Source organism: Pseudomonas lactucae (genome assembly GCF_036688725.1).
Lineage (GTDB): Bacteria > Pseudomonadota > Gammaproteobacteria > Pseudomonadales > Pseudomonadaceae > Aquipseudomonas > Aquipseudomonas lactucae.
In genome coordinates, this window is the sequence record NZ_JAQQPT010000013.1 from 178,154 (window position 1) to 198,972 (window position 20,819).

General features: G+C 62.9%; 17 protein-coding genes. 9 read left to right on the forward strand and 8 right to left on the reverse strand.

What is annotated here, in order from left to right; all coding sequences use genetic code 11:
- The first annotated feature begins 13 nt into the window (after window positions 1–13).
- A complete protein-coding gene (locus V6M90_RS16835; protein ID WP_332846806.1) occupies window positions 14–508 on the forward strand; it encodes an MgtC/SapB family protein in 495 nt (164 codons plus the stop codon).
- Here the strand turns inward: V6M90_RS16835 and V6M90_RS16840 are convergent.
- Entirely contained in the window at window positions 486–662 is a 177-nt protein-coding gene (locus V6M90_RS16840; RefSeq protein WP_003173690.1) for a hypothetical protein, read from the reverse strand. The genes V6M90_RS16835 and V6M90_RS16840 overlap by 23 nt on opposite strands.
- Before the next feature lie 203 nt (window positions 663–865).
- Here V6M90_RS16840 and V6M90_RS16845 point away from each other — a divergent pair, with 203 nt between their 5' ends.
- The 4 genes from V6M90_RS16845 to V6M90_RS16860 all read left to right on the forward strand — a co-directional run bounded on the left by V6M90_RS16845 (window position 866) and on the right by V6M90_RS16860 (window position 9,842).
- Window positions 866–2,854 (forward strand): alpha-1,4-glucan--maltose-1-phosphate maltosyltransferase, encoded by a 1,989-nt coding sequence (locus tag V6M90_RS16845; protein WP_141063863.1) that lies wholly within the window; start codon window positions 866–868, stop codon window positions 2,852–2,854.
- Window positions 2,855–3,042: 188 nt separating this feature from the next.
- Window positions 3,043–6,390: a maltose alpha-D-glucosyltransferase gene (treS, locus tag V6M90_RS16850; protein ID WP_332846807.1), complete on the forward strand. Its 3,348-nt coding sequence runs from the start codon at window positions 3,043–3,045 to the stop codon at window positions 6,388–6,390.
- Window positions 6,387–8,624 (forward strand): 1,4-alpha-glucan branching protein GlgB, encoded by a 2,238-nt coding sequence (gene glgB / locus V6M90_RS16855; protein WP_003173693.1) that lies wholly within the window; start codon window positions 6,387–6,389, stop codon window positions 8,622–8,624. The genes treS and glgB overlap by 4 nt, the downstream gene beginning before the upstream one ends.
- A gap of 51 nt (window positions 8,625–8,675) precedes the next feature.
- Complete coding sequence (locus V6M90_RS16860) at window positions 8,676–9,842, forward strand: GGDEF domain-containing protein (RefSeq protein WP_141063861.1); 1,167 nt, start codon at window positions 8,676–8,678, stop codon at window positions 9,840–9,842.
- Between the two features lie 94 nt (window positions 9,843–9,936).
- Here the strand turns inward: V6M90_RS16860 and V6M90_RS16865 are convergent, their stop codons facing one another.
- The 3 genes from V6M90_RS16865 to V6M90_RS16875 form a co-directional block, all read right to left on the reverse strand.
- Window positions 9,937–12,123, reverse strand: coding sequence for a GAF domain-containing hybrid sensor histidine kinase/response regulator (locus V6M90_RS16865; protein ID WP_332846808.1), 2,187 nt, complete (start codon window positions 12,121–12,123; stop codon window positions 9,937–9,939).
- A 169-nt stretch (window positions 12,124–12,292) separates the two neighbouring features.
- Window positions 12,293–13,144 carry a CAP domain-containing protein gene (locus V6M90_RS16870; RefSeq protein ID WP_003173697.1) on the reverse strand — a complete coding sequence of 284 codons (852 nt, stop codon included), beginning with the start codon at window positions 13,142–13,144 and terminating at the stop codon, window positions 12,293–12,295.
- An 81-nt stretch (window positions 13,145–13,225) separates the two neighbouring features.
- Entirely contained in the window at window positions 13,226–14,440 is a 1,215-nt protein-coding gene (locus tag V6M90_RS16875) for an MFS transporter (protein ID WP_141063859.1), read from the reverse strand.
- Window positions 14,441–14,554: 114 nt separating this feature from the next.
- Between V6M90_RS16875 and V6M90_RS16880 the strand changes: the two genes are divergently transcribed.
- Window positions 14,555–15,457, forward strand: a complete 903-nt coding sequence (locus tag V6M90_RS16880; protein WP_305429466.1) for a LysR family transcriptional regulator — start codon at window positions 14,555–14,557, stop codon at window positions 15,455–15,457.
- A 21-nt stretch (window positions 15,458–15,478) separates the two neighbouring features.
- Complete coding sequence (locus tag V6M90_RS16885; protein ID WP_305429468.1) at window positions 15,479–16,156, forward strand: GNAT family N-acetyltransferase; 678 nt, start codon at window positions 15,479–15,481, stop codon at window positions 16,154–16,156.
- An 83-nt stretch (window positions 16,157–16,239) separates the two neighbouring features.
- Here the strand turns inward: V6M90_RS16885 and V6M90_RS16890 are convergent, their stop codons facing one another.
- The gene (locus V6M90_RS16890) at window positions 16,240–16,851 is read right to left on the reverse strand and encodes a TetR/AcrR family transcriptional regulator (protein ID WP_141063857.1); all 612 of its coding nucleotides are present in this window, start codon (window positions 16,849–16,851) and stop codon (window positions 16,240–16,242) included.
- 69 nt (window positions 16,852–16,920) lie between these two features.
- Between V6M90_RS16890 and V6M90_RS16895 the strand changes: the two genes are divergently transcribed.
- Window positions 16,921–17,520, forward strand: coding sequence for an NAD(P)H-dependent oxidoreductase (locus tag V6M90_RS16895; RefSeq protein ID WP_003173702.1), 600 nt, complete (start codon window positions 16,921–16,923; stop codon window positions 17,518–17,520).
- Window position 17,521: 1 nt separating this feature from the next.
- Here V6M90_RS16895 and V6M90_RS16900 read toward each other — a convergent pair whose 3' ends face one another.
- The 3 genes from V6M90_RS16900 to V6M90_RS16910 all read right to left on the reverse strand — a co-directional run bounded on the left by V6M90_RS16900 (window position 17,522) and on the right by V6M90_RS16910 (window position 19,845).
- Window positions 17,522–17,911, reverse strand: coding sequence for a hypothetical protein (locus V6M90_RS16900; protein ID WP_141063855.1), 390 nt, complete (start codon window positions 17,909–17,911; stop codon window positions 17,522–17,524).
- A 32-nt stretch (window positions 17,912–17,943) separates the two neighbouring features.
- Window positions 17,944–19,200, reverse strand: coding sequence for a 3-phosphoshikimate 1-carboxyvinyltransferase (aroA, locus tag V6M90_RS16905; protein ID WP_332846809.1), 1,257 nt, complete (start codon window positions 19,198–19,200; stop codon window positions 17,944–17,946).
- A gap of 90 nt (window positions 19,201–19,290) precedes the next feature.
- Entirely contained in the window at window positions 19,291–19,845 is a 555-nt protein-coding gene (locus V6M90_RS16910; RefSeq protein ID WP_003173705.1) for a UPF0149 family protein, read from the reverse strand.
- A 160-nt stretch (window positions 19,846–20,005) separates the two neighbouring features.
- Between V6M90_RS16910 and V6M90_RS16915 the strand changes: the two genes are divergently transcribed.
- Window positions 20,006–20,818 carry a crotonase/enoyl-CoA hydratase family protein gene (locus tag V6M90_RS16915; protein WP_003173706.1) on the forward strand — a complete coding sequence of 271 codons (813 nt, stop codon included), beginning with the start codon at window positions 20,006–20,008 and terminating at the stop codon, window positions 20,816–20,818.
- The last annotated feature ends 1 nt before the right edge of the window (window position 20,819 follow it).

The window sequence follows — 20,819 nt, forward strand, 5'->3', positions numbered from 1 at the left end:
AAGGACAATGCTGATGGACGCTTGGTGGCATGAAGTGTGGCTGACCCTGCAGGCCGAATTCGCCGACCTTGGCGACGCCCGCCAGCTCACGCAAATCACCGTACGCCTGCTGATGGCCGCGATGCTGGGTGGCATTCTTGGGTTCGAGCGCGAGCACAAGGGCAAGGCTGCGGGGGTACGCACGCATATGCTGGTCGTCATGGGCGCCGCGTTGTTTGTGATGGTGCCGCAGATGTCGGGTAACCAGGCCGACGCCATGAGCCGGGTCGTACAGGGAGTGATCGCCGGGATCGGCTTTCTCGGTGCCGGCACCATTCTTAAAGGCAAGGAAGACGAGGAGGGGCAGCACGTCAAAGGCCTGACCACCGCCGCCGGACTATGGATGACCGCCGCCATCGGCGTAGCCGCGGGGTTGGGGCGCGAATCGACGGCGGTGCTCAGTACCTTGTTGGCGCTGGCGGTGTTCAGCGTCATGCCAATGATCGTCAAACGGCTGGAGAAGGACTGACAATCACTGGCGGCATGGTCGTTGGCGGCTCCTCCATCGGCGGCGGCACGTTTTCCGGCGGCTCTTTCTCCGGAACCGGCTCAGGCTCGGTCGGCGGCAGGGTCGGGTTGTCGATATTCGGGTCCGGCGTTTCTGCCGGGATCGGGATAGTCATCGGTGTGGCCTCCTTTGTGCTTTGCTCTAGCGGTGGACAACCGTGGGGAAGATTTGATTCCCGCTCAATGGCGGTAGATCCATCTGAACTTTTGGCAACGGCCCAGGCTCGGACCTATAGCGGCCCGTTCAGGGAGATCGCGGCTGGCTGATGAATTCGAATCAAGCAAAGAGCGTCCACGGGGCGTAAGGGGAAGATGCTCGATGACCGCTGAAACACAGGTTCCAGAAGATTCCTTGTTGTCGTTGTCCCAGGCGCTGTTGCTGCCCAGGATTGCGATCGAAAGCACCATGCCGGTGATCGACGGCGGTGAGTTTGCCGTCAAGGCCGTGGTTGGCCAGCGGGTCAACGTCACCAGCAAGGTGTTCGCCGATGGTCATGACAAGCTCGCCGTGCTCATCCGCTGGCGCCCGCTGCAGGACGAAAGCTGGCACAGCGTGGTGATGAGCGACGTGGGCAACAACGGCTGGGAGGGAGCGTTTACCGTCACCGTCCAGGGCCCTCACGAATATTGCATCGAAGCCTGGATCGATACCTTCGCCAGCTTCTGCTACGAGCTGCGCAAGAAGCACGAGGCCGGCGTGCCGGTCAGCCTGGAATTGCAGGAGGGGCGCAGCCTGGTATTGCAGGCCGCCGAGCGCAGTGACAACGAGCTGCGCGACCGCCTGATGCTGTTGCACCACGAACTCTCCGGCCTGCTGGAAACCGAGCAGGTCGCGCTGTTCCTGCACGAAGACAGTGCACACTTGATGACCCAGGCCGACCACCGTGCCTACTTGAGCGTCAGCACGGTGTACCCGATTGACGTTGAACGCGAGCGCGCCCAATTCGCCAGCTGGTACGAGCTGTTTCCCCGCTCGATCACCGACGATCCCGCCCGCCATGGCACCTTCAACGATGTGCATGCCCGCCTGCCGATGATCCATGACATGGGCTTTGACGTGTTGTACTTCCCGCCGATTCATCCCATCGGCCGCAGCCACCGCAAGGGCAAGAACAACTCGCTGACCGCTGGCCCCGACGATCCCGGCAGCCCCTACGCGATTGGCAGCGAGGAGGGCGGTCACGAGGCGATCCATCCGCAATTGGGCAGCCGCGAAGACTTCCGTCGGCTGGTCAAGGCCGCCGCCGATCATGGCCTGGAAATCGCCCTGGATTTCGCCATCCAGTGCTCCCAGGACCATCCGTGGCTCAAACAGCACCCCGGCTGGTTCAACTGGCGCCCGGACGGCACGATCAAGTACGCAGAGAACCCGCCCAAGAAGTATCAGGACATCGTCAACGTCGATTTTTATGCCGCTGACGCCATTCCGAGTCTGTGGACCGAACTGCGCGACGTCGTGGTGGGCTGGGTGGAAGAGGGTGTGAAGACCTTTCGCGTCGACAACCCCCACACCAAGCCGCTGCCGTTCTGGCAATGGCTGATCAGCGATGTGCGTGCCAAGTACCCGGAGGTGATCTTTCTCGCCGAGGCCTTCACCACGCCGGCGATGATGGCGCGCCTGGGCAAGGTCGGTTATTCGCAGAGCTACACCTACTTCACCTGGCGCAATACCAAGGCCGAGCTGAGCGAATATTTCACCCAGTTGAACCAGCCGCCTTGGCGGGAGTGCTACCGACCGAACTTTTTCGTCAATACGCCGGACATCAATCCCGGCTTCCTGCACCAATCCGGCCGCGCGGGATTTTTGATCCGCGCCGCGCTGGCCACCATGGGCTCGGGCCTATGGGGCATGTATTCAGGGTTCGAGTTGTGCGAAGCCGCGCCGGTGCCGGGCAAAGAGGAGTACCTGGATTCGGAGAAATACGAGATCCGCCCTCGGGACTTCACGGCGCCGGGCAACATCATTGCCGAGATCGCCCAGCTCAACCGCATCCGCCGGCAGAACCCGGCATTGCAGACGCACCTGGGGCTCAAGCTCTACAACGCCTGGAACGACAACATCCTGTATTTCGGCAAGCGCAGCGAGGACGGCAGCAATTTCATCCTGGTCGCGGTCAACCTCGACCCGTTCAACGCCCAGGAAGCGCACTTTGAACTGCCGCTGTGGGAGATGGGCCTGCCGGACGATGCCCAGACCCAGGGTGAAGACCTGATGAACGGCCACCGCTGGACCTGGTACGGCAAGACCCAGTGGACGCGGCTGGAGCCGCAGATGCCGTTTGGGATTTGGCGCATCACTGTTTCCTGAGTCTTGCGCAGATCAACTGTGGGAGGGGCTTACTGTGGTGAGCGGGCTTGCCCCGCGCTGGGCTGCGAAGCCGCCCCACCAGATTTGTGGTGAATCCGTCGGGGGACAAGCCCCACTCACCACAGCAAGCCCCCTCCCATATTGACCGAGTTCAGTCTGTAAGAATTTGAGTGTTTCAGGAGTTTCCAATGGCGAAGAAGCCCAAGGCTGCCACCTTTATCAAAGATCCGCTCTGGTACAAGGACGCGGTGATCTACCAGGTTCACGTCAAATCCTTTTTCGACTCCAACAATGACGGCATTGGCGACTTTCCCGGGTTGATCGCCAAGCTCGACTACATCGCCGACCTGGGTGTGAACACCATCTGGCTGTTGCCGTTCTACCCGTCGCCACGCCGCGATGACGGCTACGACATCGCCGAATACCGCGGCGTACATAGCGACTATGGGACCCTGGCCGACGCCAAGCGCTTTATCGCCGAAGCCCACAAGCGCGGGCTGCGGGTGATCACCGAGCTGGTCATCAATCACACCTCCGACCAACACCCCTGGTTCCAGCGTGCGCGCAAGGCCAAGCCCGGTTCGGCGGCACGGGACTTCTATGTGTGGTCCGATGACGACCAGAAATACGACGGCACCCGCATCATTTTCCTCGACACCGAAAAATCCAACTGGACCTGGGACCCGGTCGCCGGTCAATACTTCTGGCACCGTTTCTACTCCCACCAGCCCGATCTCAATTTCGATAACCCGCAAGTCATGAAGGCCGTGCTGTCGGTGATGCGCTACTGGTTGGACATGGGCATTGACGGCCTGCGCCTGGACGCGATCCCTTACCTGATCGAGCGCGACGGCACCCACAACGAAAACCTCCCCGAAACCCACGATGTGCTCAAACAGATTCGTGCCGAGATCGACGCCAACTACCCGGACCGCATGCTGCTCGCCGAGGCCAACCAATGGCCGGAAGACACGCAAATGTACTTCGGTGACCGCAAGGGCGATGACGGTGACGAATGTCACATGGCCTTCCACTTCCCGTTGATGCCGCGCATGTACATGGCGCTGGCTCAGGAAGATCGCTTCCCGATCACCGACATCTTGCGCCAGACCCCGGAAATCCCCGCCAACTGCCAGTGGGCGATCTTCCTGCGCAACCACGATGAACTGACCCTGGAGATGGTCACCGACAAAGAGCGCGACTACCTGTGGAATTACTACGCCGCTGACCGCCGTGCGCGCATCAACCTGGGGATTCGCCGACGCCTGGCGCCGTTGCTGGAGCGCGACCGCCGCCGCGTGGAACTGCTCAATAGCTTGCTGCTGTCGATGCCGGGCACGCCGACCCTGTATTACGGCGATGAGATCGGCATGGGCGACAACATCTACCTGGGCGACCGCGACGGCGTGCGCACACCGATGCAGTGGTCGATCGACCGCAACGGCGGCTTTTCCCGTGCCGATCCGGCCAGCCTGGTGCTGCCGCCGATCATGGACCCGCTCTATGGTTACCAGTCGGTCAACGTCGAGACCCAGACCCAGGACCCGCACTCGTTGCTCAACTGGAACCGGCGGATGCTCGCGGTGCGCAAGCAATCCAAGGCATTCGGCAGGGGCAGCTTGAAGATGCTCTCGCCGACCAACCGTCGCATCCTGGCCTACACCCGCGAGTACACCGGCGAGGACGGGCACACCGAGATCATCCTGTGCGTGGCCAACGTGTCACGCAGTGCCCAGGCGGCCGAGCTGGACCTGTCGGCGTTTGCCGGCATGGTGCCGGTGGAGATGCTCGGCGGCAATGCCTTCCCACCCATTGGCCAGCTGAATTTTTTGCTGACCCTGGCACCGTACGGCTTCTACTGGTTTGTGTTGGCGGCGGAAAACCAGATGCCCAGCTGGCATGTGGAACCGGCGCAAAGCATTCCCGACTTCACCACATTGGTATTGAAAAAACGCATGGAAGAATTGCTCGAAGAACCTTGCCGCACCACCCTGGAGCACACGTCGTTGCCGGCCTGGCTGCCCAAGCGGCGCTGGTTTGCCGGTAAGGACACGGCCATCGACAGCGTGCGGATTGTCTACGGCGTACGGTTTGGCGACCCGCAGCATCCGGTCTTGCTCAGCGAGCTGGAGGTGAGCGCCGCCGGGCAGGTCAGTCGTTATCAGTTGCCGTTCGGCTTCCTGGCTGAAGACCAGTTCACCAGCGCCTTGCCCCAGCAATTGGCCCTGGCCCGCGTGCGGCGTACCCGCCAGGTCGGGCTGGTGACCGACGCCTTCAGCCTGGAGCACTTCGTTCGCGCAGTGATCCAGGGCCTGCAAGCCGGCACGGTATTGAACTCCAGCGACGGCGACCTGCGTTTTGAAGCTACGCCCCATCTGGCCAAGCTGCAACTGAGCGACGAGACGCCCGTGCGCTATTTGTCGGCCGAGCAGTCCAACAGTTCGGTGGTGGTGGGCGAAAGCCTGGTGCTCAAGTTGATCCGCAAAGTCAGTGCCGGCGTGCATCCGGAGCTTGAGATGAGTGCCTACCTGACCGCCGCCGATTACCCGAATATCTCGCCGTTGATGGGCGCGGTGATTCGCCGCGACGGCAAGGGCGAGGACAACCTGCTGATGATTGCCCAGGGCTACCTCAGCAACCAGGGCGACGCGTGGAGCTGGACCCAGAACAACCTCGAACGCGCCATTCGCGACGAACTGGTCGAAGCCATCTCCGAGCAGGAGCAGCACTACAACGCCCTCGGCGAGCTGGCCGACTTTGCCGGTTTGCTCGGCCAGCGCCTGGGTGAAATGCACGGTGTGCTGGGCGCGCCTACCACCGACAAAGCCTTTGAGCCGCAAGTCACCACCACCAAGGACACCCAGGCCTGGGCCAAGGATGTGGGCGCGCAGATCGACCGCGCACTGCAATTGCTCAAGCAGCATCAAAACCAATTGAACCCGGCGGATCAGGCGCTGGTCAGTGAATTGTTGGCGCAGAAAAAAGCCATCGGTGCTCACGTCCAGGCGTTGGCGAAGGCCACGCTGGGCGGCTTGCGCATCCGCGTTCATGGGGACTTGCACCTGGGCCAGGTCCTGGTGGTGAAAGGCGATGCCTACCTGATCGATTTTGAAGGCGAACCCGCGCGGCCGCTGCATGAACGGCGCGGCAAGCACAGCCCCTATAAGGACGTGAGCGGCGTATTGCGCTCATTTGATTACGCAGCGGCCATGGCCCTGAATGTGCAGGCAGTGGATCAGTCGCCGCAAGCGGATGCCGCGCGCAAGCGCGTGACCGATCGCTACCTGAATGAAGCACGCCGAGCATTTATCCAGGCTTATCAAGCCGCTGCGTCTACACTGGCGCATGACTGGCAGGATGCCAAGGGCCAGGACGCTGCGCTGACGTTGTTCAGCCTGGAGAAGGCCGCGTACGAAGTGGCCTACGAGGCGGAGAACCGCCCGACCTGGTTGCCGGTGCCTTTGCAGGGCTTGCACGGCCTGTTGAGCGAACTGTTACCTAAATCCAAGCATGCACGCGGTGGGGAGACGTCATGAGTTTTACGCATAAAGAACCGCTGCAGCCCAAGTTGACTGCAATGCCGGCGTCCAAGGACGTCGAAGCGCTGGTGCGCGCCGAGCACCACGACCCGTTTTCAATCCTCGGGCCGCACGACGACGAGCAGGGCGGGCAGTTCATCCGCGCGTTCCTGCCGGAAGCCTTGAGTGTCCAGGTACTGGAGCGCGACAGCGGCGAGCCTTTCGGCAGCCTGGAGGCGACCCCGGTACCGGGCTTGTTTGTCGGGCATTTCAGTACGCGTCAGGCGTATTTGCTGAAGATCCAGTGGGCCGGCGGCGAGCAAATCACCGAAGACCCCTACAGTTTCAGCCAGCTGTTGCTGGGCGAGATGGACCTGTACCTGTTTGCCGAAGGCAATCACCGCGACTTGGGCAGTTGCCTGGGCGCGCAGGTGACCAGCGTCGACGGCGTGCAAGGCGTACGTTTTGCGGTATGGGCGCCGAACGCGCGGCGTGTGTCGGTGGTGGGCGACTTCAATATCTGGGACGGTCGCCGACATCCGATGCGCTTGCGCCACCCTTCGGGGGTGTGGGAAATCTTTATCCCGCGCCTGCAACCGGGCGCGGCGTACAAGTACGAAATACTCGGCGCCCACGGGATTCTGCCTCTCAAGGCCGACCCGATGGCGCTGGCTACCCAGCTGCCGCCGGACACCGCCTCGAAAGTCGCCGCGCCGCTGCAGGTCGACTGGCAGGACCACGAATGGATGCAATCACGCGGCGATAAGCAGAAATCGACGGCACCGCTGTCGATCTATGAATTGCACGTCGGCTCCTGGCAATGCGAGCTGGACGAGGCCGGCGAGGTCGCTCGCCACTATGGCTGGCGCGAACTGGCCGAGCGGCTGATTCCCTATGTGCAGCAATTGGGCTTCACCCATATCGAATTGATGCCGATCATGGAGCACCCGTTTGGTGGCTCGTGGGGCTATCAAGCCTTGTCGCAGTTCGCTCCCAGCGCGCGCTTTGGCTCGCCGGAAGATTTCGCCTACTTCGTTAACGCCTGCCATCAGGCCGATATCGGCGTGATCCTTGACTGGGTGCCGGCGCATTTTCCCACCGATACCCACGGCCTGGCGCAGTTCGACGGCACTGCGCTGTACGAATACGCCAACCCGCTGGAAGGCTTCCATCAGGACTGGGACACCCTGATCTACAACCTGGGCCGCACCGAAGTGCACGGCTTCATGCTGGCCTCGGCGTTGCACTGGCTCAAGCATTTCCATGTCGACGGCCTGCGCGTGGATGCAGTGGCCTCGATGCTGTACCGCGACTATTCGCGCAAGGCCGGCGAATGGGTGCCCAACCGCCACGGCGGGCGCGAGAACCTGGAAGCCATCGATTTCCTGCGCCACCTCAATGACGTGGTGGCCCTGGAAGCGCCGGGTGCATTGGTGATCGCCGAAGAGTCCACCGCCTGGCCGGGCGTCAGCCAGCCCACCCAACAGGGCGGCCTGGGTTTCAACTACAAATGGAACATGGGCTGGATGCACGATTCGTTGCACTACATCCAGCAAGACCCTGTTTACCGCGCCCATCACCATAACGAGCTGAGCTTCGGCCTGGTGTATGCCTGGTCCGAGCGTTTTATCCTGCCGATTTCCCACGATGAAGTGGTGCACGGCAAGCATTCGCTGATCGACAAGATGCCCGGCGACCGTTGGCAGAAGTTTGCCAACCTGCGTGCCTATCTGACGTTCATGTGGATGCATCCCGGCAAAAAACTGCTGTTCATGGGCTGCGAGTTCGGCCAGTGGCGCGAATGGAATCACGACCAGCAACTGGACTGGTACCTGTTGCAGTACCAGGAGCACCAGGGTGTGCAAAAACTGGTGGGCGACCTGAATCGGCTCTACCGCGAAGAACCCGCGTTGCACGAACAGGACGACGCGCCCCAGGGCTTCCAGTGGCTGATCGGCGATGACGCGATCAACAGCGTCTACGCCTGGCTGCGCTGGAGCAAGGACGGCAAACCGGTGCTGGTGGTGGCCAACTTCACCCCGGTACCGCGTGAAGCCTACGCCGTGGGGGTGCCGTTTGCCGGGCGCTGGAGCGAGGTGATCAACAGTGACGCAGACACCTATGCCGGCTCCAATTTCGGCAACGGTGGTGAAGTGTTCACCCAGGATGAGCCGCGCCACGGTCAGCCGGTGTCGTTGTCGCTGAATTTGCCGCCGTTGGGGGTGCTGATTCTGCGACCCGAAGCGCGTTAACGGCTCTACCATGAGGGATTCGGTTGTCCACGGTGCTGGCAGGGTGCCACAATGGCGCCTTTGTCGTGGCAGTCGGATCAGGCGGATTTCATGAATGGCCTTGGGCGTGAGCAGGACCAGGATTGCTTTATAGAAGAGCAGGTGCGGACCGACCGTCTGCACCAGCTGTTCCGGCAGTCGTTTGCGGCCATTTTCGGCAGTTACATGGCCGCCGCCATGCTGTGTTGGCTGTGCTGGGATCGCTTCGACCACAGCGTCATGCTGGTCTGGCTGGTGCTGCTGGCGGCGTCTTCGCTGCTGCGGATCAAGATGTTCGTGGACTGGTTTCGCTGCCCGAACAGCGAACGTACCCCCGACCGCTGGGAGCGCCGCTACTGGATCACGCTGACGCTCTCGGCGGGTATCTGGGGCCTTGGTGCGTTTGCGGTGATGCCCACCGATGACCGTTTATCCCAGGTACTGGTGATGTTGTTCACCGTGGGCATGTCGGTGAGCGCGGTCTCGTGTTATTCGGCCTATCGCTGCATGACGCTGGCGTCCATCGCCCTGGTATTGCTGCCCTGTACGCTATGGTTGCTGTTCCAGCCATCGCCGATGCAGGTGGGGGTGGCAATTGCGGTATTGGTGTTCAGCACCTTTGTGGTCAGCGCTACCCGCAAATTGTCCGATGCCCTGGAAAAAGCCTTTCGCCTGACCCGGCAAATGGAACATGCCCACAACATCTCGACCCATGCCGCACAAACCGACGAGCTGACCGGCCTGATGAATCGCCGCGCGTTTTTCGAACATGCCCAGCTGTTATACGCACAGTGCCGCCATCACCAGCAACCGCTGTGTGCATTGATGATGGACATGGACCATTTCAAGCAGATCAACGACACCTACGGCCATCAGGCCGGCGACCAAGTGTTGCGCCAGATTGGCGGGGTGATCAGCGCATCGTTTCGTAAGGCTGACGTGTATGGGCGATTGGGGGGCGAGGAGTTTGCCGTCCTGTTGCCCAACACTACGCTGGAAACCGCGCGAGAAATTGCGGAACAACTGATCAAGGCCATCTCCGGCCTGGTCTCCGACCCGGTGCACGGGCTGAGCGCAAGCCTCGGCGTGGCTTTCACCGATGCGGTGGATCAGGACCTGCACGGCTTGATGAACACGGCCGACAAGGCGCTGTACCGGGCCAAGGCGCAGGGCCGCAACCAGGTTGCGGTGGCGGAGTAGAGGCAAACTGTCTGCTCTTCCACAGGGGATCTGCATTTAACTGGTCGGCATTGGATCAAGCCCCTCCCACATTTAGATACCTATGGAGGAGCGCTCAGTCCTTGAGCATGGCTCTGGTCAACACCCGCGAGACCTGCTCGGCAGAGTAGGGCTTGGCGAGAAACTCGAACCCTTCGTAGCCGCTCTCGGCCAGCTCATCACTGTAGCCCGAGGTGAGCACCACGGGTAAATCCGCGCGGCGCTGGCGCAGCTGCCTGGCCATGGCCACGCCGGTGATGCCTGGCATCACCACGTCCGAGAAAATCACATCGAACGCCATGGCGTCCTGGCCCGCGAGGGTCAGTGCCTGCTCGGCATCGGTGGCCCAGGTGGTCTGGTAGCCCAGGTCTTGCAGGATCTGGCTGGCAAACCGTCCGACTTCGAGGTTGTCTTCCACGATCAATACATGGCACTGGGCAGCGTCATGGGTCGGGACGGGGCTTTCCTGGGCGCTGTGCTGCGCGCAGGTCTGGGCCTCGACCTGCGGCAGGTACAAGGTGAACACGCTGCCCTGGCCGAGGGTGCTGGCCACGTCGATGTTGCCCCCGGATTGCTTGGCAAACCCGAACACCTGAGACAAGCCCAGGCCCGTGCCTTTACCCACGGCCTTGGTGGTAAAGAACGGCTCGAAAATCCGCTCGGCGGTTTCGGGCGTAATGCCCGGGCCGGTATCGGCCAGGGAGATGGCGATATGCGGCTGGCGTGACCCGGCGTCGCCACGGATGCCGGGCAGCGGCTGCTCGCCGGCAACCCGCAGCGTCAGCGTGCCCTGGCCACCCATCGCGTCGCGGGCATTGAGGGCGATGTTGATCAGTGCGGTTTCAAACTGGCTGGAGTCGACCCGTGCGAAGCAGGCGTGCGGCGACAACTCGACCAGTACCCGAATACGCGCCCCGGTGACGCTTTCGAGCATCTCGCCGATATTCTGTACACGCTGGCCCACATCGAAAACTTCGGGGTTCAGGGGTTGGCGGCGGGCAAAGGCGAGCAGTTGGCTGGTCAACTTGCTGGCCCGCTCCACGGTGTCGGACACCGCGCTCATATAGCGCTGGCGGCGTTCTTCCGGCAGACCCGGCTGGCGCAGAAAATCCACCGATGAGCGAATGATCGTCAGCAGGTTGTTGAAGTCGTGGGCCACGCCTCCGGTCAACTGGCCGATGGCTTCGAGCTTTTGCGACTGGCGCAGCGCGGCTTCGGCCTGGGCCAGCGCCACGGTGCGCTCTTGCACGCGCTGTTCCAGGGTCCTGTTCAGTTCGGCGTAGGCGGCCAGGCCCTGGCGCACGTCGGCATCGGCGCGCACCCGCTCGATATGCGCCCAGGAGCGCTCGGTGACCTCGCGCAACAAGGCCAGGTCGTAGGGCGACCAGGTGCGGGGTGATTTGTCATGCACGGCCATCAAGGCGGTCAGGCGACCGTTCTTGATCAGCGGCATGCAGAGGGTGGCGCTGACGCCCAGGGCCTGGAAGCTGGCGGACTCAGCGGCAGGCAGTTCGCGCAGGTTATCGTGGATCACCAGCGGTTCGCCGGCCCGCAGGCAGGTGACGGCGCGCTCGCCAAACGCGGCCAGGCTGTAGCGCCCGATAATGCTCGGCGACCCCGGCGTGGTCCAATTGCCGCGAATAGTGAAGCCATCTTCGTCGGCGTCCATGTCGGCGTAGGCGCAATTGCTCACTTGCAGGTGTTCGGTCAGCAGTCGGGTCGTGCTGGTCATGACCGCCTCGGCATCGGCGGCATTGATCACTGCGCTACCGATGGCATCCAGCACCGCCAGGCGCCGCGTGAGGAATACCGTGGCCGTGGTTTCGGTGACGGTATCCAACAGGCCGACCACGTTGCCCTGGGGGTCGCGGATCGGGCTGTAGCAGAAGGTGAAGTACGCCTGCTCACGCGCCTGGCCGCGCTCGATCACCAGCGGGAAGTTTTCGATATAGGTGGCGTGACCCTGGAAGGCAGCGTCGGAAATGGGGCGGATGTCGTTCCACACCTCACTCCATATTTCGCTGAACGGACGGCCCAGCGCATAGGGTTTGTTACCCAGGATCGGGATAAACGCGTCGTTGTACAGCGTGATCAACTGCGGGCCCCAGACAATCGCCTGGGGGAAGCTCGACGCAAAACACAGTGCCACGGTGGTCTTGAGCACATCCGGCCACTGCTCCAGCGGCCCCAGGGGCGTACTCGCCCAATCATGCTGACGCACACGCTCAGCCATGTCGCTGCTGCATTGCAGCCAATTCGTCATTGGGAGAACACCTTTAACCAGCCTCTACTGTGCGCCTTCTGTGTCTGGCGCACAGCTACAGACCTGCCTGAACGCTGCCAGTTCAGCGCGATTATCGGCTAGATGGCAATTTGATGCTTGCTTGAATTGAACAGGCCAGGCGCCGCGAGGTCGGGCGCCTGGCCAATGCTCATTGCGTGCCGAATAAACCGGTCCAGTAGATGCCCGCGTCACTCTTCGGGTCCATGGCATAGGCGGCGCCCAGTTCGCGAAATTGCGGGCTCATCAGGTTGGCGCAATGGCCGGGACTGGCGAGCCAGCCGTCGACCACCTTGCGTGGGGTATCCAGGCCGGCGGCGATGTTCTCGCCGATGTTCTTCGCGATGTACCCGGCCAACTCGGCGCGGTCGCCGGGGGTACGGCCGTCGTGGTCCAGGTGGTCGAAGAAATTGCCGTTGGCCATGTTGCGCGTGTGGCTGTTGGCGGCGCTGGCCAGGGTGTCGTTCCACGACAGCGGGGTGGTCGCGGTGAACTGCTGGGGCCCGCATTGGCGGGGTTGACTGCGGGCGGAATTGATCAGGTCGAGCAGTTTACGGCCTTCGGTCTGCCAGTCGCCCAGGCCGCTCGATAGCAGCGGGCGCGCCAGCACGATGCGCCAGTCCTGGCCGCTGTTACTCACGCCGATGTCGACGAATTGCGGGTCCAGCACCACCCGGCAGAAGCTCTCGCGCACCGCCTTCATTGCCGCCTGGGCATCCCTGGGCCCGGACAGGCTGATGGCCTGCACATTCACCATCGGGTATGCCGCGCGGGCCAGGGCCTGCTGCAAATCGCCGACGTTATTGGCCGGCAGCACCAGGCGTGTGTCGGCGGCCAGGGGGGGCAGTTCCTGGGAACCCTGGTCGCCGCAGCGTTGCACCTGGCTGCGGTATTGGTTGATCTGTTGTACCAACTGACTTTCTTCATTCGCCATCGCGCTGGCGCAGAACACCGTACTGGCGGCCAGCGTCGTAAGACCCATCATCAATGACAGAACGCGCATGGACGTTACCCTTGAGCTTGAAAGTGCTCATGATGCGCGATGTAACCCGGTCTGGCGCAACGCCTTTTTTGTTTTTTTGCCTCAACGGGTGTTCTGCGCGCCGTTCACGGCACGGTTATGGCCCCATGCCAGCGCACTGGCGAGCATGATCAGGCACAGCGCCGCGGCGAAGGTTGTGTGCAGGCCATTTGCCACGGATTGCGGCGCGGCGTGGATGACGTCGGGGGTTACCCAGGCGAACACCGCGCCCAGGGCCGAGGCGCCGAGAATCAGACCGAGGTTGCGTGACAAGTTCAGCAGGCCGGAAACCGTGCCGCGCCGGCTCGCCTCGACCTCACTCATCACCGCTGTGTTATTGGCGGCCTGGAACAGGCTGTATCCCGTCGTCAGGACCATCAGCGCGCCCAGATAGACGATCAACCCCGAGGCCAGCGACAGCAGCAGGGCGCCACACAGCAGAATGCCCAGTCCGGCGCGGGTCATGCGTTGGCTGCCAAGACGGTCGGTGAGGCGTCCGGCGGGCACGCCGGTGAGTGCGGCGACACACGGGCCGACGGCCATGGCCAGGCCCATCCATTCAGGCGACAAGCCCAGGCCGCGTGACAGATAAAACGGCCCGACCACAAAGGTGGCCATGATCACGGCGGCGACCAACGTGCTCATTGCCAGGCCTGTGCGTAGCGATGCGTCCTTGAGTGGCGACCAAAGACTCACCATGCCGGCTGCCGGCAGGTATTGTCGATCCGCTGGCAAAGCGCGCCAGGCCAGCACCACCGCCAGCAGCCCCAGCGGCACTCCCGCCAGGAATAACGCGCGCCAGCCCCATAGGCTGAGCAACAGGCCGCCCGCGCTGGGGCCCATGGCGGTGCCGACGGCCGACATCGTGCCGAGCAAGCCCATGACCCGACCGATGCGTTCCTTGGTCACGGTATCGGCGACCAGGCCCAGGGTCATGGCCATCATGATTGCAGCGCCCAAACCTTGCAGGGTGCGCGCGGCGATCAGCGTATTGAGTGACGGCGCGCTGCCGCACAGCCCGCACGCCAGCGTGAACAGCAGCAACCCGCCGAGCAACAGCCGACGACGGCCCAGGCGATCACCCAGATTACCCGCGCTGACGATCACCGCCGTGATCGCCAGCAGGTAGGCCAGCACCACCCACTGCACCGCCTGAAAGGACGCGGCGAACGCCAGCGCCAGGCTGGGCAAGCCGACATTGGCAATACTGGTGCCGAGGGACGCCAGCAGCATGGACAGCGACAGGCAGACGAGGCTGCCGCGTGGGGAGGAGGGCATGGGGGATTCCTTGGGTGAATGCGACTGTCACAACGCTACGGCGTGGCCTAACATGGCGCAAGGCGCATGGGTTGCACTGAATACCTGCATAAGACGCCTGCCAAGGAGATACCGATGCCTGATCTGAATCTGCTGATCACCCTGGACGTTCTGCTCGCCGAAGGCAGCGTCGTCGGCGCGGCCAAACGCCTGGGGCTGAGCCCTTCGGCCATGAGCCGAGCCCTGGCGCGCCTGCGCGACACCACCGGCGACCCCTTGCTGGTACGCGCCGGGCGCGGCCTGGTACCGACCCCACGGGCGGTGGCACTGCGCGAACAGGTCAGCCGTCTGGTGCAGGACGCTCACGGCGTACTGCGCCCGGCGCAAGCCCTGGAGATGGGGCGGGTAGAGCGCACCTTCACTCTGCGTACCAGCGAAGAGTTCGTCGAACAGGTCGGCCCGTCCCTGCTGGCGCGCATCGCCCGAGAGGCCCCCGGCGTACGTTTGCGCTTCATCAACAAGACCGACACGGACAGCGCCTGGCTGCGCGATGGCCGGGTGGACCTGGAAACCGGCGTGGTCGACCCCGTCGCCAGCCCGGAAATCCTGACCCAGGCGCTGTTTCGCGACCGTCTGATCGGCGTGGTGCGCAAGGGTCATCCCCTCAGCCAGGGTGCGATCAGCGCCCAGCGTTTCGCCGAGGGCCAGCACGTCTACGTTTCGCGGCGCGGCCAGGCGCGTGGCCAGATCGACGATGCGCTTGAGTGCCTGGGCTTCACGCGACAGATAGCCAGCATCGTCGCCGGCTTCTCCACCGCCGTTGCCCTGGCCCGTGGCACCGACCTGATCGCCAGCGTGCCCGAGCGCTACATCGCCGACCGACGCGACCTGTACTGCTTTGACCTGCCGCTGATGTTGCCCGGCTTCACCGTGGCGATGCTCTGGCATCCACGGCTGGACGCAGACCAGGCGCACCGCTGGCTGCGTGGATGCTTGCGTGAGGTGTGCGGGCAACAGGTACAATCCCCGCTGCCTTGACGCGAAACCCCAGGAATTTGCATGTTCAGCCTTACCCGCTACACCACGCCGTGCCCCGAGCCCATTAATGCTCAGATCCTGCAAATGGTGGTGGACAACCTCACCGACATCAGCAGCGTGGCGCTGCCGCCAAGCAACCTGCTCTACAGCATCTACCAGTACGCGGTTGGCTTTGAAGTGCACCTGTACCTGGAAGCGCTGAATGGCGAGAAAGGCATTGCAGTCGAGCTGATTGTCGCCACCGATGCGCAGCAGGCCGACCAGCTCATCGGCTTCTTGCTGTGCCTGCCGGTGAAGGATGACCCCGAGGCGTGCGGCATCGCGTTCATGGCGGTGCAAGCCGGTCGCCGCCGCCAGGGTGTGGCGCGTGCAATGATGCAGGACGTGCTGGCGCGCTATCCCCATGCCGAATTGGCCTGCGCCGTGGAAAAGGTTCCGGCTTTCGAGGCCGTGGGCTTCCAGGTGCGCGGCGCGCGCGGCACCCAGGTGCTGATGAACACCCGCGACTACGGCACCGATGGCTTGATGGGCGTGCTGGATGTGGCGCCGATCTACAGCTCCCTGGAAGTGCGGCAGATCCATACCTACCTGCTGCAAAGGCACGGCAAGCGCGCAATGATCGACGCGGAGAAACAGCGGGACCGGCATTTGGATCAGTTGACGCACAAGGTTCGATTGTTTGTGCAGTCTCAAGGCTGAGTGGTCGCGCTGCTAGCCAACCACTGCAGCCTCCCTGTGGAAGCTGCCAAGCTTTAGCGAGGCTGCGATAGCGGTGGGGCAGGCTACGCAGTTGTCGCAGCCCCACGATTGACCATCGCCAGAATCGTCGCCAATAGCTCCTGCTGCGCCTCTTCACGGCTGATTTCGCCGTTGGCCGCCGCGTGTGACAAGGCTTGCGCCGCGCCCAGCATGGCGCGCAGGCCGGCTTGAGAGACGGTGCCCGTGGGCGCGAAGGGCGCCAGCGCGTCGCGGCACTTGTCGAGGAAGATCACCTCGTATTTGCGCTTGAGGATTTCCAGTTCCGGCGAACCGCTCAGTGCTGCGGTCACCCCCGGAATCTCTCGTCCCTGCAACAACACGCAATCGACATAGGACGCGGCGATTACCCACGCGCGGTCTTCCAATGTCGCGCTGCTGGCATCGATAGCCTCGGCAAACACCTGGTTCTGGCGCCCATCGAAATCTTCGTACAACGCAGCCAGCAACCCGGCACGAGTGACGAAGTGGTCGTAGACCACCGGCTTGGTCACGCCCGCCAGTTCCGCCAGGCGGCCCAGGGTCAGGGCGTCCGTGCCTTCCTCGCGCACCAGTTGGCAGGCGACTTCCAACAATTGGCGCAGCCGATCTTCACGGGACAAACGACGACGCGGGGCAGGGGATTCGTTGCTTGACATGCTTATGTACCAAAAGTAACTTACTAATCGTAACTTAGTCCTAGCCTAAACCGAAAGGGAGTCCATGTCATGCACGCGCTCATTGTTGTTGCTCACCACGACCCGCAATCCCTCACTCACGCCATCGCAGCGCAAGTCGCTGCCGGCCTCGGTGCGGCCGGCCACACTTATGAAATCGCCGACCTTGCCGCCGAAGGCTTCGACCCGCGCTACAGCGTTGCCGACCACCGGGTGCACCGCAGCCGCGCCACGCCTCCTGCGGATGTTCTGGCCGAACAAGCGCGCCTCGACCGTGCCGACGCCCTGGTGCTGGCGTTTCCCATCTACTGGTGGTCACTGCCGGGCCTGCTCAAGGGATGGATCGACCGCGTATTCGTCAATGGCTGGGCGATCGATTACGGCCCGGATACCCCGGTGGTGAAAAAGCTACACCACATGCAGGTGCATCTGCTCGCCCTCGGCGCAGCGGACCACAGCGCCTTCGACCGCCACGGCTATGCCAAGGCAATGCGTACGCAGATCGACTACGGCATCTTTGATTACTGCGGAGCGCGGGTAGTGACGTCCGAGCTGTTGCTGGACTCCGAAGGCGGCGCGGCACAGGCGCATCTGCAGACGGCAAACGCCGTGGGGCGACGTCTGTTTGAGACTGAAACGGTCGCCGGTTGATTCAACCGTCGCGAAACAGGTCGTGGGCATCCAGCAGGCGATAGGCAATTTCCGGGCGTTTCTCCAGGCCTCGGCGAATCGCCGCCGGAATCGATTGCCGGGTCTTGCGGCACATGCCCGGTAAGTCGTCGATGACGATCTGAATCCCGCGCATGCTCTTGACCTCTGTGTGGCCTGGGGCGATATGCACACGGATGCCCAATTGCTGGTACATCAGTTGTTGCAGGCGTTCGAGGTCTTGCAGGCTCTTGAGGTCTTCAAGCCGCTCGAGCAGGCGTTTTTCTTCCTGGCGGGTGAGGCTGAGGATACGCAGGTCGGCGCCGGAGGCCTCAAGTAACTGTTCGCGCTCGCAGACGCAGGCGCCGGGTGGGCAGGGTTGGCGAATTGTCATGTGCAGGCCCTCCCCAAACCGACGCGGCTGATTCAGTCGCTGAGCACGACCCCGAGACTGCCCAGGGTCTTCCAGTACCCAGGATAGGTCTTGGCCACGCAGTCAGGGTCCTGGATGCGAATGCCCGACACTTTCAGCCCGGCCAGGGCAAAGCACATGGCGATGCGGTGGTCGGCGTGGGTGTCGATCAGTGCGTTGCACGAGGTGCCGGCCAGCGCCGGGTCGGCGGCCACCAGCAGGTCGTCGCCTTCGATGGTTGCCAACCCCGGACGGATCGCATTCAGGCCGTCATGCAGGGCCTGTACGCGATCACACTCCTTGACCCGCAGGTTGGCCAGCTCGGTGAAGCGCACCGGCGTAGTGTTGAACGCGGCCAGCACCGCCAGGGTGGGAATGGCGTCCTGCATTTGCGAGCCGACCACGGTGGCCTGCATGTTCGGGAACTGCGCGATCACGGCCTGCGCCTTGGCGTCGGGCTGAGTGAAATCCTGCGCGGCCACACCGATGTCGATATGGCCACCGGTCAGCACTTCGGCGGCCCACAGGTAGGTGGCGGCGGAGGCGTCCGGCTCGATCAGGTAGTCATGGGCGGTGTAGCCGGTGGGGGCTACGCGCCAGGTGGTGTCGTTTACCTCGTCAACCTGCGCCCCGAAGGCACGCATGCAATCGAGGGTCAGGTCCACGTAGCCACGGGCACCGATGTCCTTGCCGGTCAGCGCCACTTCGATCGGCGCCTCACCGCACGCCGCCAGCATCAGCAAGGCCGAGACGTACTGGCTGGACAAGCCGCCGTCGATTTCAAAGCGCGTGGCCTGGACCTTGCCCGCGCCGTGCACGGTCACCGGCGGGCAACCGGTCGGGCTGTCGACCTGGATACCGTTTTGGCTGAGGGTAGCCAGCAGCGGGCCGATCGGACGCTTGCGCATATAGTCGTCGCCATCGAGCACTACGGTGCCATCGACGGTCGCTACCGCCGCAGTGAGAAAACGCATGGCGGTGCCGGCATTGCCGAGGAACAGCGGTTGCGTCGGCAATTGCAGCTTGCCGGAACCGGTGACGACGAAGGTGGTGTCGTCCGGCTCATCGATGGTCACGCCCATTTGGCGCAGGGCCACCGACATGTGCCGGGTGTCATCGCTCTTGAGCGCGCCGCTCAGGCGGCTGGTGCCCTTGGCCAGGGCGGCCAGCAGCAGGGCGCGGTTGGTAATGGATTTGGAGCCGGGCGGTGCGACCTTGCCATTGAGGGGGAAATTGGGCGGTGTAACGGTCACGGTTTTCTGCGAACTCAAGGTACAAGGCTCCTGGTCAAGGCAAGGTGATACGGAGTGGCCGGCGGGCGGACCCGAATAATCGGCCAAAGGTGCGGTGCTTGTCGAGGTTTAGCGCTGGCTCAACCAGTAATCATGCAGCGCCCGCGCCGCCGGTTCGATCTCGCTGACGCGCTGCTGGTGGGCCTGCACGTCCAGGTCTGCGGGCAACTCGAAGTTGTCCTGTTCGGCGCACCAGGAAATTTTCTCGAACTGCGCGGCCAGTTCGACAGGCAGTTGCGGCCAATTGCCGATCGCTGCGCCACGGATGTAGCCAAAGCACCACTCTTCAGCCAGGGTTACGGCTTGGCCTTGATGTTCGGTGTCATCGAAGCGTGCCTTGAAGTCTTGGGCGTTGTTGGCCAATTGTGCCGCCAGGGTGTTGATGTGGCGTACGCACAGCTCCAGGAAACGCTGTGCTTGATCCATGCTTTCCCATTCCGGGTTCTGCCCGCCCCAGATGGCCGGGAACCATTCGGCGATATCCACTTGCGTCGGGCTCGACACCAGCGCGGTGAAGTAACCGTCGAGTTCGGCCAGGTTCAGCACCGAATGATCATCGCCGTACTTGAGCAGGGTGTCTTCGATAAACTCGAAATCGGCGGGGGTGAGGGGTTGGGCGTGCATGGCATTTCCTTAAAACGTCGAGCGCCGCGGGCGGGGCGGCTTAAAGCGCCAAGGATGGCGCCTGGCAGGATTTTTTGCCAGTCCCGCTTTTGGCCGATGCGCCGTCCTGCACCCTTGTTATAGTTCGGGCCTTATCACTCGCCAGTCAGGGATCACTGCCATGTCCGAATACCAAGCTTTCGTCGTCGAACTCACCGGCAACGTTGCCCATGTGCAGATCAATCGCCCGGAAAAAATCAACGCGATGAACGCGGCGTTCTGGACCGAGATCATCGACATTTTCCAATGGGTCGACGACACCGACGCGGTGCGTGCGGTGGTGCTCAGCGGTGCCGGCAAGCATTTCTCGTCGGGCATTGACTTGATGATGCTGGCGTCGGTGGCCAATGAGTTCGGCAAGGATGTAGGACGCAATGCCCGCCTGTTGCGACGCAAGATTCTACAGCTGCAAGCCTCGTTCAACGCTGTCGACAACTGCCGCAAGCCGGTGCTGGCGGCGATCCACGGCTATTGCATCGGTGGCGCCATCGACCTGATCAGCGCCTGCGACATGCGCTACGCCGCCGAGGGTGCGCAATTCTCTATCAAGGAAATCGACATCGGCATGGCCGCTGACGTCGGCACCCTGCAACGGCTGCCGCGCATCGTCGGCGACGGCATGCTGCGCGAACTGGCCTATACCGGCCGCCAGTTCGACGCCGAAGAAGCCCGCAGCATCGGCCTGGTCAATCGGGTCTATGCCGATCACGAAAGCCTGTTGGCCGGGGTCATGGAGATTGCCGCTGAAATCGCCGCCAAGTCGCCGATTGCCGTCACCGGCACCAAGGCCATGCTCAGCTACATGCGTGACCATACGGTCAATGATGGTCTGGAATACGTTGCCACCTGGAACTCGGCTATGTTGCAATCCAACGACCTGCGCGTGGCCATCGCGGCCCATATGAGCAAGCAGAAACCCGACTTCGTGGATTGAC